Genomic DNA, 14231 nt, shown 5'->3' with positions numbered 1-14231 from the left:
CCTGCTGACCGGTGAGGCAGGCCACCGCCATTCCGGTGATCCTGCTCGCCTTCGTCGCCGCCGCGCTGCTGCGCGTCTGCCTGGGCTCCGGCACGGTCGCTACGGTGACCGCTGCCGCCGTCGTCGCCCGGACCGTGGAGGCCGGGGACCCCCGGCAGTGATGCTCGCCGCCGTTGTCGTCGCCATCGGCGCCGGTGCTGTCCCATGTGAACGAATCCGGCCTCTGGCTGGTCAACCGCTTTCTCGGGCTCACCGGGAAACAGACGCCGCAGACCTGGACCGTCATGCAGACGATCATGGGGACGGCGGCCTTCGCCGCGGTCCTCCTGCTGAGCCTGTTCGTGCAGCGGCCGGTCTCCGTCCGGCGAACGGACGGAAAGGAGAGAACCACGGTGCCCGAGGAATTCGTCAACTGGTCCGGAAGCCTGCGCTTCACACCGGGGGAGCGCAGCGCGCCCCGCACCGAGGAGGAGGTGGCGGCCGAGGTGCGTCGGGCGGCCGAGCGCGGCCTGACCGTCCGGCCCGTCGGGTCCGGGCACTCCTCGGTGCCGCTCATGGCCACCGACGACGTGCTGATGTCCCTGGACGCCCTGACCGGCCTGGTCCGCCACGACACCGCCGCCCGCCGGGGGGCCGTGCTGCCCGGCACCGGTCTGGCCGACGCGGGACGGCTGTTCGCCGAGGCCGGTCTGGGCATGGAGAACCTGGGCGATGTCGACTACCAGGCCATCGCCGGGGCGATCGGCACCGGTACCCACGGCACCGGGCTGGCCCTGGGCAACCTGTCCTCCACCCTGGTGGGCGGCCGGCTGGTCACCGGTACCGGCGAGATCTTCCCGTTCGGGGAGGACGCCGGGGAGGACGCCGGGGAGGACCTGGTCCGGGCGGCCCAGGTGTCGCTGGGGAGTCTGGGAGTCCTCACCTCGCTCACGCTCCGCCTGGTTCCCGCCTACGGTCTGCACCGGCTCAACTGGTGCACCCACATCGACTGGGTCCTGGACCACTTCGGGGAGCTGGCCCGCGCCAACCGCCACTTCGACTTCTACTGGTACCCGCGCAGCGACGACGCCCAGGTGCGCACCCTGAACGAGCCCGGCCGCGAACCCGCGCTCGTCCCCCCGGGGGCCCGGCTCCACGCCGACGAGACCGGGCCGGGCCACGAGATCATCCCCAACTCCCGCGATCTCCGTTTCGACGAGATGGAGTACATGCTGCCGCTGGAGGACGGCCTGGACTGCTTCCGCGAGGTCCGCAAGCGGATCAAGGAACGCCACCGGCAGAACGTGGGCTGGCGGGTCCTGGTGCGCACCGTCGCCGCCGACGAGGCGATGCTCAGCAACTGCACCGGCCGCCCGACCATGACCATCGCGCTCCTGCAGAACAACGAACTGCCCCACGAGGAGTACTTCGCCGACCTCGAACCGCTGTTCCTCGAGTGGGGCGGCCGTCCCCACTGGGGGAAGAAGCACACCCTGACCGCTGCGGGGCTCCGCCCCCTGTACCCGGAGTGGGACGCCTTCCAGGACATCCGGCGCCGCCTGGACCCGCAGGGCGTCTTCCTCAACGACTACCTGCGCCGGCTGCTGGAGGAGACATGAGCACACTCGGACCGCTGGGCCGCACCACCTGGGTCTTTCCCGGCGGACACATCCCCGCCGCCGGCACCGGTGCCGAGCCGGAGTTCACCAGCCGCGACGAACTGTGCCTGCTCAACAGCGGTGGCGACGACGCCCAGGTCGAGCTGACCGTCCTGTACCAGGACCGCGAGCCGGTGGGTCCCTACCGGGTGAGGGTCGGTGCCCGCCGGGTCCGCCACGTGCGCGTCAACGACCTCATCGACCCGCAGGCCGTGCCGCTCGGCGTGCCCTACGGTGCGGTGGTCCGCTCCGACGTTCCCGTGGTCGCCCAGCTCACCCGCGTCGACACCCGCCGGGGCAAGCTCAGCACCTCGGTGGCGGCGGGATACCCCGCGGAGGTCTGAGTGGGCCGCACCCGCTTCGCGGGACCGGCCGGCCGGCTGCGCCGGGCGGGTGACCGCCTGCGCCGGCACGCCCTGTCCGTGCTGCTGGCCGGTGTCGCGGCCGGGCTGGCGTTCGCCCTGGCCAGCGCGTTCTTCGGCACGCAGGAGGCGTTCTTCGCGCCGATCGCCGCCGTGGTCTGCGTGGGCATCACCGCCGGGCAGCGCATCCGGCGCGCCGCGGAGATCGCCGTCGGGGTGGCCGTCGGGCTCACGGCCGCCGACCTGCTGGTCCGGCTGACCGGGGCCGGCCCTCTGCAGCTCGGTGCCGCCGTGGTCCTCGCCATGGCCCTGGCCGTGTCGCTGGGCACCGGCAGCGTCCTGGTCAACCAGGCAGGGGTGGCAGCGATCCTGGTGGTCGCCCTGGCACCGGAGGGAGACGCCAACCCTCTGGTGCGGCTGGGTGACGCGCTCATCGGCGGTGGCGTCGCGCTGGTGCTCAACGCCGTGGTGGCCCCGGACCCGCAGCGCGCGGTGCGGCGGGCCGAGGAGCAGGTGATGGAGACGTTCACCGGTACCCTCCGGCAGGTCGTGACGGCGCTCGAGGACGGCGACCTGGAGCGCGCCGAACGGGCTCAGCGGGAGATCGCACGGCTGGAGGACCGGCTGGCCGTCCTGGACCACTCGCTCGCCGCCGCCCGGGAGAGTGCCCGGCTGGGCCGCCGCCGCTCGCTGCGCCCGCTCGGGCCGCTGCTGCTGGCCCGTTCCCGGATGGACACGCTGGCCGTCACGGTCCGCTCCCTCACCCGGGGGGCCGCCAACGCCGTGCGGCACGGACGCCCGGTCGATCCGAGGGTGGTGGCCGGGGTCGGTCATCTCGCGGTTGCGGTGACGGAGCTCCAGTGCTGGGTCGAGGGCCGGAGCGACGAGGAGGACGTGCACCACGCCGCCCTGCGGGCCGCCGGCACCGCGTCCGGGAGTCTGGGCGAGGTGCGCGGGCTGACGGCCCATGTGCTCATCGGGCAGCTGCGCTCGGGCGCGATCGATGTGCTGCGGGCCACCGGGCTCGACCAGGCCGGCGCCGTGCTCGCGCTGGAGGAGGCGGCCGGCCGGGCCGACGAGCAGCGCTGAGCCGTCCGGGTGCCGTGGTCAGGGCCAGGTGTAGAAACCCTGCCCGGTCTTCCGGCCCAGCTCGCCCCGCGCCACCATGTCGTGCAGCAACTGCGGGGGAGTGAAGCGATCGCCCAGGGCGTCGCGCAGGTGCTCGGCGATCGCCAGCCGGACGTCCAGGCCGACGAGGTCCGTGAGCCGCAGCGGGCCCATCGGGTGGCGGTAGCCCAGCGTCATGGCGTTGTCGATCGCGGCCGGCTCGGCCACGCCCTCCTCCACCATCCGGATCGCCTCCAGGCCGAGGGTCACACCGAGCCGGCTGGTGGCGAAGCCGGGGGAGTCCTTGACGATCACGTCCTGCTTGCCGAGCGCGTGTGCCCAGTCCACCGCGGCCTGCACGGTGTCTCCGCCGGTGTCCGGGGCGACGATGATCTCCACCAGGGAGGACGCGGGCACCGGGTTGAAGAAGTGCATGCCGAGGAACCGTCCGGGACGGGTCAGTACCGCCGCCAACTCGGTCACGGAAAGTGAGCTGGTGTTGGTGGCCAGCACGGCCTCCGGGTTCACCACCCGCTCGGCCGCGGCCAGCAGGGTGGCCTTGAGCTCGGCGCTCTCCGGCACCGCCTCGATCACCAGGTCGACGGCCGGGGGCAGCAGATCGACCGAGGTGACCGTGCCCACCCGGTCGAGCACCTCACCGGCCGGCTCGGTGAGTTTGCCCCGCTCGACGGCGCGCTGCAGGCCGGTGGCCACCCGCTCGTGGGCGGCCACCGCGGCCTGCCGGTCGCTCTCGGCCACCACGACGGAGGAGCCCGCGGTGGCGAAGGACTGGGCGATCCCGGCGCCCATCCGGCCGCCACCGATCACTGCGACGGTGCGGGGTGCCTGAGTCATGGACGAAACCCTCCTCGGAAGCTCCGGTGCGGGGACCATACCGTAGCGCTGACCGAATGCTTGGTCGGCCTCGGCTCCGAGGTGAGGGTGTCGGTCTGGAGTTCCCGGCAGTAATCCGCAGCCCGCGCACTGGGCGTCGACACGGGCGACGGTGCCGATCGTCAGCCTGTCCAGGCCGTAGATCTCCGCTCCGTGGTTGGCCGGGAGCGTGGTAAGCGCTTGCCGATCTGCGGCGAGTATGACAACGGACCCCGGGAGCGTCAAGAGCCCCGTCCGCCGCGGCGGTTGCGCGGCAGACGGGGCCGGTACGGGGACGCGCGGACCGCGCTCGGCGGAGCTAGACCTGGGCCGGGAAGCGGTCCCAGACCCGGTGTTCGGTGAGCAGCTGACCCACATCGTTCAGCGTGCCGACCGCGGTGTCGCCCAGGACCACACCGGGCGCCGACGGTGAGCAGCCGGCTGCCTCCAGGGCCCGCTCCGCGCCCCCCCAGCCGCCGATGGCCTTGGCGTGCCGGAACGCCTCGCCCACCAGCAGCAGCACCCGCGGGTCGGGGGCCGCGCCACCGGGGGTCTCGTCCCCCGCCTTGGCGTCCCGGGCACCGACCGCGTCCGCCGCCGCGGAGGGGGTGCCGGCCAGCAGGACCGCGTCGAATTCCACTGAACGGGCGGCGGCGAACGTCCGCTGGACCGTGACGGGATCACCGCCCGCCGTCCCGAGTTTTTTGCCGGAGGGCGCGATGACCAGCGGGACCATGCCGCGCTCGGTGACCGCGTCGCGCACCGCCCGCACGCTGTCCAGGTCACTGCTGTCGTCGGCGACGATGCCCACGATCCTGCCGGTCACCGGCCAGCTCCCGCCCACCTGGGAGAGCGCGGGGCTCGCCTCGTGCTCGGTCAGCGGCTCGGAGGGGGAGGGCGCGGGCAGGCCGATGCCCTCGGCGACCTTCTCGCACAGCACGGGGTCGATGTTGGCGAGCGTCCGCAGTACGCGTTCCTTGATGTGCTGCTCGTAGCACTTGCCCAGTTCGAAGGTGTAGGCGCCGATGATGTGCTCCCGCTCGACGGGGGACATGCTCAGCCAGAACAGGCGGGGCTGGCTGAAGTGGTCGGCGAACGACGCGGGCGCCTCGCGGACCTTGCGGCTCTCCGGCACGGTGACCGGGGTCTCCACATAGCCGCCGGCGTCCGCTCCGGCGAGGAACGGGCAGCCGCCGTCGAGGGAGTTGGGGTGATAGGGGGCCACTCCGGTGTGCACCGCCTGCTGGTGCATGCCGTCCCGCAGCATGTCGTTGACCGGGGCGTGCGTGCGGTTGATGGGGATCTGGCCGAACTTGGGGCCGCCCAGCCGGGTGATCTGGGTGTCGATGTAGGAGAACAGCCGCCCGGCCAGCAGGGCGTCATCCGTGATGTCGATGCCCGGCACCAGGTGGCCCGGGTGGAAGGCGACCTGCTCGGTCTCCGCGAAGAAGTCCGACGGGTTCGCGTTCAGCGTCAGCAGGCCGACCGGCTGCACCGGTGCCAGCTCCTCCGGCACGATCTTCGTCGGGTCCAGCAGATCGATGCCCTCGAAGGTCTGCTCAGGGGTGTCCGGGAAGGTCTGGATGCCCAGCTCCCACTGGGGGTGGGCGCCCGCCTCGATGGCATCCGCCAGGTCGCGCCGGTGGAAGTCCGGGTCCACGCCGTTGGCCAGCTGGGCCTCCTCCCACACGAGGGAGTGGACACCCGCCCTCGGCTTCCAGTGGAACTTCACCAGGGTGGTGCCGCCGGCGGCGTCGACCATGCGGAAGGTGTGGACGCCGAAGCCCTCCATCATCCGGTAGGAGCGCGGGATGCCCCGGTCCGACATGTTCCAGAGTGTGTGGAACGTCGCCTCGGTGTGCAGGGAGACGAAGTCCCAGAAGGTGTCGTGTGCGCTCTGTGCCTGCGGGATCTCCCGGTCCGGGTGCGGCTTGCCGGCGTGGATGATGTCCGGGAACTTGATCGCGTCCTGGATGAAGAACACCGGGATGTTGTTGCCCACCAGATCGAAGACACCCTCGGAGGTGTAGAACTTGGTGGCGAATCCGCGGGTGTCCCGCACCGTGTCGGCCGATCCGCGTGACCCCAGCACGGTGGAGAACCGCACGAACACCGGGGTCTCCACGTCCTTCGCCAGGAAAGCCGCTCTGCTGACGTTCGAAGCGGTGCCGTAGCCGCGGAACACCCCGTGGGCCGCCGCTCCCCGGGCGTGCACCACCCGTTCCGGGATCCGCTCGTGGTCGAAGTGGGTGATCTTCTCCCGGAGATGATGGTCCTGCAGCAGGACCGGCCCTCGCGGGCCGGCCTTGAGCGAGTGGTCGGTCTCCGGCAGTCGCAGCCCCTGCGCGGTGGTCAGCCGGGCACCGGTCTGGGCGCGGACAGTGGGGTGCGCACCGGTGTGCCGCCCGGTGGGCGAGACGGGCTCCGGGCCGGTCTGGTCCGGCTTGGGGGGCAGCGGCTCCCGGGGCTCGGTGGGCTCCTCCAGCGGAGGGGTCGCGCTGCTGGGGCGCCCGGGAATCTCGCCTTTCGGACGGTCCTCGCGGTTCTCCGGGGTGACGGGCCTGTGGTCTTCCACCGTTCCTCCGAGCTGTTCTGACCTGGTGCCGGCGTGCTGTCCTTCCGCCTCCGGGTTACCGGGGAACCGCCCGTCAGTCCTCACCACCGGGCATTTCGGCCGGATGGCCGTGTCCGGCCTCGGCCAGACGCGCGACGACGGTGCGGTTCGCCGCCTCCACCAGGTTCCGCAGCCGTTCCCCGTGCGCACCCCGCCAGAACACCCGGCCGCAGGAGGCGCACCGGCTGAAAGCGTCGTAGGTGCGCCGGGTGCCGGGCCGCAGCAGCCGTTCGACCTCGGACCTGTCCGCGGCCTCCAGCAGGCCGTTGCACGCCGGGCACCGTGTCCACGGCGCCAGGGGCGGCGCGAACCGGTCCAGTACATCGGTCAGCTGGTCGTCCGGGCGGTCTCCCCGGACAAAGGCACCGCGCCACAGCCGACGGCGCATCAGCACCCCCCGGTCCCTGGTGAGCAGTATCCGCCGCTCGGCACCCGCCCGGGCCACGAGCGCGGCGTCACCGGCGTCCGGCGGGCACTCGGTGTCCAGGCCGACCAGCCGCAGCCTCCGGGCCAGCGCGCCGAGGTGGACGTCCAGCAGGAAACGCGGCGGGCCCGGTGGCAGCCGCTCCGGACGGCGCACGGCCTCGATACTCACCCGTTCGCCGGGAACCGGCCGGTGGGATGCGGCCAGCGGCCGGTCACCGGAGGTCAGCGCGCCCACCTCGGACAGCGGGATGCCCACGGACTGCACCACGTGTCCCAGCGAGGACGTCCCGTCGTCCGGCACCGCGAGCTCCGGCACCGCCCGGAGCCGGGCCGGGAGGAAGAACCGCAGCCGTGGGTCGGGGCGCAGGAGCAGCGTGCCCGGCGGACCCCCGCCCAGGGTGGTCACGTCCGTGGGGCGGGCCGCACGTCGAAGCCGGTCAGGCCCTCCGGCTCCTCGGGGTGAACGGCCACCTCCTCCACGACCGCCGCGGCCGGCCCTCGCCGCGCCCAGGTCACCAGCCGTGCGACATCCTCCTCCGTGCCCTCGAAGACCGCCTCCACCCGCCCGTCGGGGAGGTTGCGGACCCAGCCGCACACGCCGTGCTCCCGGGCCGTGCGACGGCAGCTGTCACGGAAGAAGACGCCCTGCACGGTTCCCGAGACGACGATCCTGCTGCGCCTCATGCTCCGGCACCTCCCATACGCTTCGCCCGCGGCCCCGCAGGGCGGGGCCGGGCTTCCTCCGGCGGGAGCCGTGGCTTCCCGCCCTGCCCGCTGCCCCCGCCGCTCAGTGTTCCGGACGCGCCCGGCTGGGCTGGACCCGCTTGGGCTCGCCGGCCGCCTTCGGATGGTCCGGGGGATAGGGGAGGTCTCCCAGCCGGTGCTCGCGTTCGTCCCGCTCGGCCAGCTCCAGAGCGGGCTCCAGGCGTCCGGGACGCTCCGTCATGTCCGCGTGCACATCGCCCACCTCGGCGTACCGGCGCCCCATGGTGACCAGGTCGAAGTCCTCCGGGCGGGCGTCCTCCAGCTCCTCCCAGCGCAGCGGGGCGGAGACCGGTGCCCGGGGACGCGGGCGCACCGAATAGGCGCTGGCGACGGTACGGTCCCGGGCCGTCTGGTTGTAGTCCACGAACACCTTCTCGCCCCGCTCCTCCTTCCACCAGGCGGTGGTGATCCGCCCGGGCGCGCGCCGCTCCAGTTCCCGCGCGATCGCGATGGCGGCGCGCCGCACCTGGGTGAACGTCCACTCCGGCTCGATCGGGACGAAGACGTGCAGCCCGCGGCCACCGGAGGTCTTGGGCCATCCGGGCAGCCCCAGCTCCCCGAGCAGGGGACGCAGTTCCCGGGCCGCGAAGAGCGCGTCCGTGTAGTCCGTGCCCGGCTGCGGGTCCAGATCGATCCGCAGCTCGTCCGGGTGCTCGGTGTCCTGCCGGCGCACCGGCCACGGGTGGAACGTCAGACAGCCCAGGTTCGCCGCCCACAGCACGGCGGCGGGCTCGGTGGGGCAGATCTCGTCCGCGTACCGCCCGCTGGGGAAGGAGATGCGGCCGGTGGGGATCCACGACGGCAGGTTCTTCGGTGCGCGTTTCTGGAAGAAGGACCCGCCCTCCACCCCGTCGGGGTAGCGCTCCAGGGTGGTGGGCCGGTCCCGCAGCGCGCGCACGATGCCCTCGCCGACCGTGAGGTAGTAGCGGGCCACGTCCAGCTTGGTGAACCCGCGCTCGGGGAAGTACACCTTGTCAGGGTTGGACAGCCGCACCGTTCGCTCACCGGCCGTCAGTTCCAGCACCTCACCCATGACCCCACGGTAGGACGTGCGGCGCCCCGCCGCCTTCCGGCGCGCGCGAGCCCGCCCGGGGACGCACAATCGCCCCATGGACCTTCCGGTGATGCCGCCCGTCAGGCCGATGCTGGCCAAGCCGGTGGACGCCATCCCGCCCGGCATGTGGTACGAGGCCAAGTGGGACGGCTTCCGCGCCGTTGTCTTCCGGGACGGCGACGAAGTGGTGCTCGGCAGCCGCTCGGGCCGGCCCCTGACCCGGTACTTCCCCGAACTCGCCGACGCCCTGCGCGGCGGGCTCCCGGAGCGTTGCGTCGTGGACGGGGAGATCGTCGTCGTCCGGGAGGGCCGGCTGGACTTCGACGCGCTGCAGATGCGCATCCACCCCGCCGGCTCGCGGGTGCGGCTGCTGGCCGGGGAGTACCCCGCCTCCTTCATCGCGTTCGACCTGCTGGCGCTGGGCGGTGAACGGCTGCTGGAGGCCCCGCTGGACCGGCGCCGCGCCCTGCTGGCCGAGGCACTGCGCGACGCGGTGCCGCCCCTCCACCTCGCCCCCGCCACCACGGACCGCGCGGTGGCCGAGGAATGGTTCGACATCTACGAGGGTGCCGGCCTCGACGGGGTGATCGCCAAGCGCCGCGACCTTCCCTACCGGCCGGGTGAGCGCGTGATGTTCAAGATCAAGCACGAGCGGACGGCCGACTGCGTCGTCGCCGGAATGCGCCACCACAAGAGCGGCCCGGTTGTCGGCTCGCTGCTGCTCGGCCTCTACGACGACGCCGGCGGGCTCCAGCACGTGGGGGTCTGCTCGGCGTTCCCCATGCGGCGCCGCCGGGAGCTGGCCGAGGAGCTGCGGCCGCTGGTCATGGACAGTGCCGAGGGCCATCCGTGGGCCGAGTGGGGGCGCGAGGAGGCGCATGAGAGCGCCCGGATGCCCGGAGGGCCCAGCAGATGGTCCGGGGGCAAGGACCTCTCCTGGGTGCCGCTGCGCCCCGAGCGGGTGTGCGAGGTGGCCTACGACCATCTCCAGGGGGACCGCTTCCGGCACATCGCGGCCTTCCGTCGCTGGCGCCCGGACCGGGAGCCGCGTGAGTGCACCTACGCGCAGCTCCAGGCGCCGGCCCGTTACGACCTGGCCGAGGTGCTGGCCCCGCCTCAGGCGTGATCGACCAGGTTCTGGTGGCCCTGCACCCGGGCGCAGTGCGCGCAGCAGAAGAACTGTCCGTCGGACTGCAGGCCGTGTCCCAGGATCCGGCACTGGCAGTTCTCGCAGATCGGCGCCATCTTCGTGGCCGCGCACTCCAGGCTGTCGAACACGTGCACCGCCCCCGCGGCCCGGACCTCGAATGCCATCTCGTAGTCGTTGCTGCACACCTCGCACACGGCCATGGGTGTCTCACTCCTCGTTGCCTGCTCGGCTCGTCCGGCGGCGTTCCCGGCCGGACAGGTGCGGGCCGGCTCTCCGGTCCCGCGTCCGCAGTCAGCATGCTGCCCGGAACTGCCGGCACCCGGAGCGACGCGGGAGGGCGGACTCGACCGGAGCACACCGGTCACCCGTCCGGTCCAGGCGGGGAGTCCAGCGCCGCGCGCACCCGGGCCGCGGCCCGCCTGGCGTGCTCCTCGTCCGGGTACGGGTGACGTGGCCAGAAGAACCCCCGCAGCCCGTCGCGCCGCTCGCGCGGCACGATGTGCACGTGCAGATGGGGAACCGACTGGCTGACCCGGTTGTTCACCGCCACGAAGGTGCCGGCCGCGGCCATGCCGCGCTCCACCGCGCCCGCCAGCCGTCTCACCCGCAGGAAGAACGGCCCGGTCTCCTGGGCCGTCAGGTCGGTGAGGGTCTGCGCGTGCCGCCGGGGGATCACCAGGACGTGGCCGGGGAACAGCGGCCTGCGGTCCAGGAAGGCCACCACCTCCCCGTCCTCCATCACCCGGAGGCAGGGCTGCCGGCCGGCCACGATCGCGCAGAAGGGGCACTCCATGGGGCCGGGGTACCCACCGGGGTCCGGCCCATGGCGTCCGGGCGGGAAGCCGTGAGGCCCGGCCGGCGTTGCCGGTGGGACGAGCGCCGTCGCCGAACGAGGTCAGGGTCGTGGGTGCCTGCCGGGCGGTGTGCCGGTGCCCGGGGACCTGGCCCGTTCGCGAGCCGGAGGGTTTCCGGCGCTGCGGGCCCTTGAGCTGTGATCAAGGAGGAAACATGAGCGATGCAGGCCCCGGCCACCGTGCCGTCGCCGTCGCGGGCACCGGGCGGGTCCGGGTCACGATCCGGGGGCGGCTGGTGGCCGACTCCCGGCGGTCGGTACTGGTCCACGAGTCCGGGCTGCCGGTCCGTTACTACCTGCCGCCGCAGGACGTGGACCATTCGGCCTTCGTCCCGACGCCCACCCGCACGTACTGCCCGTTCAAGGGGGAGGCCGTCTACTGGGCCTACCGGGGCGCGGGGGAGGGGGTGCCGGAGGTGCCGGACGTGATGTGGTCGTATCCCGACCCCCTGGCTCCCCTGGCCGCCATCGCCGGGCATCTGTCCTTCTACGGCCATCTGGCCGATGTGGTGGCCGAGGAGTTCCCCGGGGCCGGGTGACCAGCCTCCCGGTCAGTCCGGGCGGTCGGATGTCTTGACGGGCCACCGTCATGGCTACAGGATGCAGTGGGAGCGCTCCCACTGCCCGGGGGGACGCGCGGGCCCGTGCTGCCCCGCGTCCCTCACGTCCGTCCACCAGCCGGAAGGACCGAGCTGTGCCTCAACGCCCCACCCCGACCTCCCCCGACCCGGGTCGCCCGCGCCGCGGCAGACGCCGCGCGCTCGGCGCCGCCCTGGCCTCCGCCGGGCTGCTCGGCGGCGTCCTCGCCGTGCCCGCAAGCGGCGCCGAGACGGCAGACGAGGGTCCGGAACTGATCGTCAACGGAGACTTCTCCGACGGCACCACCGGCTGGTGGTGGACGGAGAACTCGCCGGGTGCCGTCGACGACGGCAAGCTGTGCGTCGAGGTGCCGGGCGGCACCGTCGAACCCTGGGACGCCATCGTCGGACAGGACGGCATCCCGCTCCAGGAGGGGGAGAGCTACACGCTGAGCTTCACCGCCACCTCCACCGTCCCCATCGTGGCGCGCACCAACGTGCAGATGGCGACCGAGCCGTGGGACCAGGAACACTCCTCGGCCGATGTCATCGACGACAGCGGTGAGCAGGTGACGCACGTCTTCACCGCCGCCGCCGACCACGAGGCGGCCCAGCTCGCGTACCAGATCGGCGGCAGCGCGGAGCCGTTCACGTTCTGTCTGGAGCAGGTCTCGCTGCGCGGTGGCGCCGAACCGCCCGTCTACGAACCCGACACCGGTTCTCCGGTGCGCGTCAACCAGGTGGGCTACCTCACCGACGGACCCAAGCGGGGAACCTTCGTCACCACTGCCACCTCCCCGCTGAACTGGAGCCTGCGGGACGCCGGCGGGACCGAGCGGGCGTCGGGCAGCACCTCCCCGGCAGGCGTGGACCCCACCTCACGGGAGAACGTCCACACCTTCGACTTCAGCGAGGTGACAGAGCCCGGCGAGGGCTGGACGGTCACCATCGACGGTGAGACGAGTGACCCGTTCGCCATTGGCGACGACCTCTATTCCTCGCTGCGCACCGACGCGCTGGCGTACTTCTACCACAACCGCAGCGGCATCGAGATCGACGCCGACCTGGTCGGCGAGGAGTACGCCCGCCCGGCCGGGCACGTGGACGTGGCGCCGAACCAGGGCGACGGCGACGTGCCCTGCCAGCCCGGTGTCTGCGACTACCGGCTGGACGTCACCGGCGGCTGGTACGACGCGGGCGACCACGGCAAGTACGTCGTCAACGGCGGCATATCCGTGGCCCAGGTGATGTCCGCCTACGAGCGGACCCTGGTCGTCGACGGAGCCGACGGCGACGCGCTGGGCGACGGCAGCCTGCGGGTGCCCGAACGCGGCAACGGCGTGCCGGACATCCTGGACGAGGCCCGCTGGCAGCTGGACTTCCTGATGCGCATGCAGGTCCCGGCCGGAGAGCCGCTGGCCGGCATGGCGCACCACAAGATGCACGACCGGGCCTGGACCGGGCTGCCGCTGCTGCCGCACCAGGACCCGCAGCCGCGAGAGCTGCACCCGCCGTCCACCGCCGCGACGCTCAACCTGGCGGCCGCGGCGGCGCAGTGCGCCCGGCTCTTCGAGCCCTACGACGCGGACTTCGCCGGCCAGTGCCTGGAGAGCGCCCGCACCGCCTGGGACGCGGCCCGCGCCAACCCGGCACGGTACGCCGACCCCAACGACGGCCAGGGCGGTGGCGCCTACAGCGACAACGACGTGACCGACGAGTTCTACTGGGCCGCGGCGGAACTGTTCATCACCACCGGCGAGGACACCTACCGGCAGGCACTGCTCGGCTCCCCGCTGCACGGTGACACCGACGCCGTCTTCCCGCGCGGCGGCATGTCCTGGGCGCAGACCGCGGGAGTGGGCGCGCTGAACCTGGCCACCGTGGACAACGGCCTGACGGCCGCGCAACTCGCTCAGGTGCGCCGCATGGTCACCGAGGCGGCCGACGGCTACGCCGCCGACGCGGCCTCCGCCGCCTACGGGGTGCCCTACGCCCCGGAGAACGGGGAGTATGTGTGGGGTTCCAACAGCCAGGTGCTGAACAACATGGTGGTGCTGGCCACGGCCCACGACCTGACCGGTGACGCCTCCTACCGTGACGCGGTGCTCAGCGGCCTCGACTACCTGCTGGGCCGCAACCCGCTGAACCTGTCCTACGTGACCGGTTACGGTGAGCGCTACTCGAAGAACCAGCACCACCGCCACTGGGCCAATCAGCTGAACCCGGACCTGCCCAACCCTGCTCCCGGCTCGGTCGCGGGCGGTCCGAACAGCTCGCTGCAAGACCCGATCGCCCAGCGCTACCTCCAGGGCTGTGCTCCGGCCATGTGCTACATCGACCACATCGAGTCCTGGGCCACCAACGAGATCACCATCAACTGGAACGCCCCGCTGGCCTGGATCGCCTCCTACACCGACGACCTCGGCCGCGGTGACGACGGCGGTGACGACGGCGGTGACGACGGCGGTACGAACGGCCAGTGCGAGGTGACCTACTCCGCCCACCGCTGGGACAGCGGCTTCACCGGCCAGGTCTCGGTGCGCAACACCGGGTCCTCCCCGGTCAGCCCCTGGGAGCTGCGCTGGTCCTTCCCCGATGACCAGCGCATCACCCAGGCGTGGAACGCCGAGGTGACGCAGACCGGGCGGGACGTCGTGGCCCGGCCGCTGAGCTGGAACGGCACCATCGAGCCGGGAGGCACCGTGAGCTTCGGCTTCAACGGCAGCTCCGGCGCCCAGGCGGCGGACCCGGCCGCCTTCACCCTGAACGCCGGGGCCTGCCAGGTGCGGTGACCCGGTGGCCGGCTGAACCC

The 14231-nt window shown here is 72.7% G+C and carries 13 protein-coding genes and 1 pseudogene; 7 read left to right on the top strand and 7 right to left on the bottom strand.

The window, feature by feature from the left end:
• Nucleotides 1–11: 11 nt before the first annotated feature.
• From ABD299_RS10070 to ABD299_RS10055, 4 genes and pseudogenes are all read left to right on the top strand, one after another.
• Nucleotides 12–326: pseudogene (locus ABD299_RS10070) on the top strand (GntT/GntP/DsdX family permease); the annotation flags it as partial.
• 15 nt (nucleotides 327–341) lie between these two features.
• Nucleotides 342–1598, top strand: coding sequence for a D-arabinono-1,4-lactone oxidase (locus tag ABD299_RS10065; protein ID WP_344260677.1), 1257 nt, complete (start codon nucleotides 342–344; stop codon nucleotides 1596–1598).
• Nucleotides 1595–1981, top strand: coding sequence for a sensory rhodopsin transducer (locus tag ABD299_RS10060; protein ID WP_344260625.1), 387 nt, complete (start codon nucleotides 1595–1597; stop codon nucleotides 1979–1981). Before ABD299_RS10065 ends, ABD299_RS10060 begins: the two co-directional genes overlap by 4 nt.
• Nucleotides 1982–3088, top strand: coding sequence for an FUSC family protein (locus ABD299_RS10055; protein ID WP_344260623.1), 1107 nt, complete (start codon nucleotides 1982–1984; stop codon nucleotides 3086–3088).
• An 18-nt stretch (nucleotides 3089–3106) separates the two neighbouring features.
• On the opposite strand, the gene ABD299_RS10050 is transcribed toward ABD299_RS10055, so the two are convergent.
• The 5 genes from ABD299_RS10050 to ligD form a co-directional block, all read right to left on the bottom strand.
• Nucleotides 3107–3961 carry a 3-hydroxyacyl-CoA dehydrogenase family protein gene (locus tag ABD299_RS10050; protein ID WP_344260621.1) on the bottom strand — a complete coding sequence of 285 codons (855 nt, stop codon included), beginning with the start codon at nucleotides 3959–3961 and terminating at the stop codon, nucleotides 3107–3109.
• A gap of 337 nt (nucleotides 3962–4298) precedes the next feature.
• Nucleotides 4299–6554, bottom strand: a complete 2256-nt coding sequence (locus ABD299_RS10045) for a catalase (protein ID WP_344260619.1) — start codon at nucleotides 6552–6554, stop codon at nucleotides 4299–4301.
• 73 nt (nucleotides 6555–6627) lie between these two features.
• Nucleotides 6628–7425 (bottom strand): Mut7-C RNAse domain-containing protein, encoded by a 798-nt coding sequence (locus ABD299_RS10040; RefSeq protein WP_344260617.1) that lies wholly within the window; start codon nucleotides 7423–7425, stop codon nucleotides 6628–6630.
• Complete coding sequence (locus tag ABD299_RS10035; RefSeq protein WP_344260615.1) at nucleotides 7422–7703, bottom strand: acylphosphatase; 282 nt, start codon at nucleotides 7701–7703, stop codon at nucleotides 7422–7424. The genes ABD299_RS10040 and ABD299_RS10035 overlap by 4 nt, the downstream gene beginning before the upstream one ends.
• A gap of 103 nt (nucleotides 7704–7806) precedes the next feature.
• On the bottom strand, nucleotides 7807–8817 hold the full coding sequence (ligD, locus tag ABD299_RS10030) for a non-homologous end-joining DNA ligase (RefSeq protein ID WP_344260614.1): 1011 nt from the start codon (nucleotides 8815–8817) through the stop codon (nucleotides 7807–7809).
• A gap of 76 nt (nucleotides 8818–8893) precedes the next feature.
• On the opposite strand from ligD, the gene ABD299_RS10025 reads away from it, so the two are divergent.
• Entirely contained in the window at nucleotides 8894–9964 is a 1071-nt protein-coding gene (locus tag ABD299_RS10025) for an ATP-dependent DNA ligase (protein WP_344260612.1), read from the top strand.
• Here ABD299_RS10025 and ABD299_RS10020 read toward each other — a convergent pair.
• Together ABD299_RS10020 and ABD299_RS10015 are read right to left on the bottom strand one after the other, a co-directional pair.
• Nucleotides 9955–10188 carry a hypothetical protein gene (locus ABD299_RS10020; protein WP_344260610.1) on the bottom strand — a complete coding sequence of 78 codons (234 nt, stop codon included), beginning with the start codon at nucleotides 10186–10188 and terminating at the stop codon, nucleotides 9955–9957. The two genes, ABD299_RS10025 and ABD299_RS10020, sit on opposite strands and share 10 nt — an antisense overlap.
• A gap of 161 nt (nucleotides 10189–10349) precedes the next feature.
• Nucleotides 10350–10781: an HIT family protein gene (locus tag ABD299_RS10015; protein WP_344260608.1), complete on the bottom strand. Its 432-nt coding sequence runs from the start codon at nucleotides 10779–10781 to the stop codon at nucleotides 10350–10352.
• A 215-nt stretch (nucleotides 10782–10996) separates the two neighbouring features.
• On the opposite strand from ABD299_RS10015, the gene ABD299_RS10010 reads away from it, so the two are divergent.
• Together ABD299_RS10010 and ABD299_RS10005 are read left to right on the top strand one after the other, a co-directional pair.
• Entirely contained in the window at nucleotides 10997–11380 is a 384-nt protein-coding gene (locus tag ABD299_RS10010) for a DUF427 domain-containing protein (RefSeq protein WP_344260606.1), read from the top strand.
• 155 nt (nucleotides 11381–11535) lie between these two features.
• Nucleotides 11536–14211, top strand: a complete 2676-nt coding sequence (locus tag ABD299_RS10005; protein ID WP_344260604.1) for a glycoside hydrolase family 9 protein — start codon at nucleotides 11536–11538, stop codon at nucleotides 14209–14211.
• Nucleotides 14212–14231 lie beyond the last annotated feature (20 nt).

Source organism: Streptomyces sodiiphilus, from assembly GCF_039529215.1.
GTDB lineage: Bacteria > Actinomycetota > Actinomycetes > Streptomycetales > Streptomycetaceae > Streptomyces > Streptomyces sodiiphilus.
The sequence above is the reverse complement of the archived record's forward strand: the minus strand, read 5'-3'. Positions and strand labels throughout refer to the sequence as shown.

Coding starts and splice junctions, on each gene's coding strand:
- ABD299_RS10060 (WP_344260625.1), top strand. CDS start 1,595: ATGAGCACACTCGGACCGCTGGGCCGCACCACCTGGGTCTTTCCCGGC.
- ABD299_RS10050 (WP_344260621.1), bottom strand. CDS start 3,961: ATGACTCAGGCACCCCGCACCGTCGCAGTGATCGGTGGCGGCCGGATG.
- ABD299_RS10035 (WP_344260615.1), bottom strand. CDS start 7,703: ATGAGGCGCAGCAGGATCGTCGTCTCGGGAACCGTGCAGGGCGTCTTC.
- ligD (WP_344260614.1), bottom strand. CDS start 8,817: ATGGGTGAGGTGCTGGAACTGACGGCCGGTGAGCGAACGGTGCGGCTG.
- ABD299_RS10025 (WP_344260612.1), top strand. CDS start 8,894: ATGGACCTTCCGGTGATGCCGCCCGTCAGGCCGATGCTGGCCAAGCCG.
- ABD299_RS10020 (WP_344260610.1), bottom strand. CDS start 10,188: ATGGCCGTGTGCGAGGTGTGCAGCAACGACTACGAGATGGCATTCGAG.
- ABD299_RS10015 (WP_344260608.1), bottom strand. CDS start 10,781: ATGGAGTGCCCCTTCTGCGCGATCGTGGCCGGCCGGCAGCCCTGCCTC.
- ABD299_RS10010 (WP_344260606.1), top strand. CDS start 10,997: ATGAGCGATGCAGGCCCCGGCCACCGTGCCGTCGCCGTCGCGGGCACC.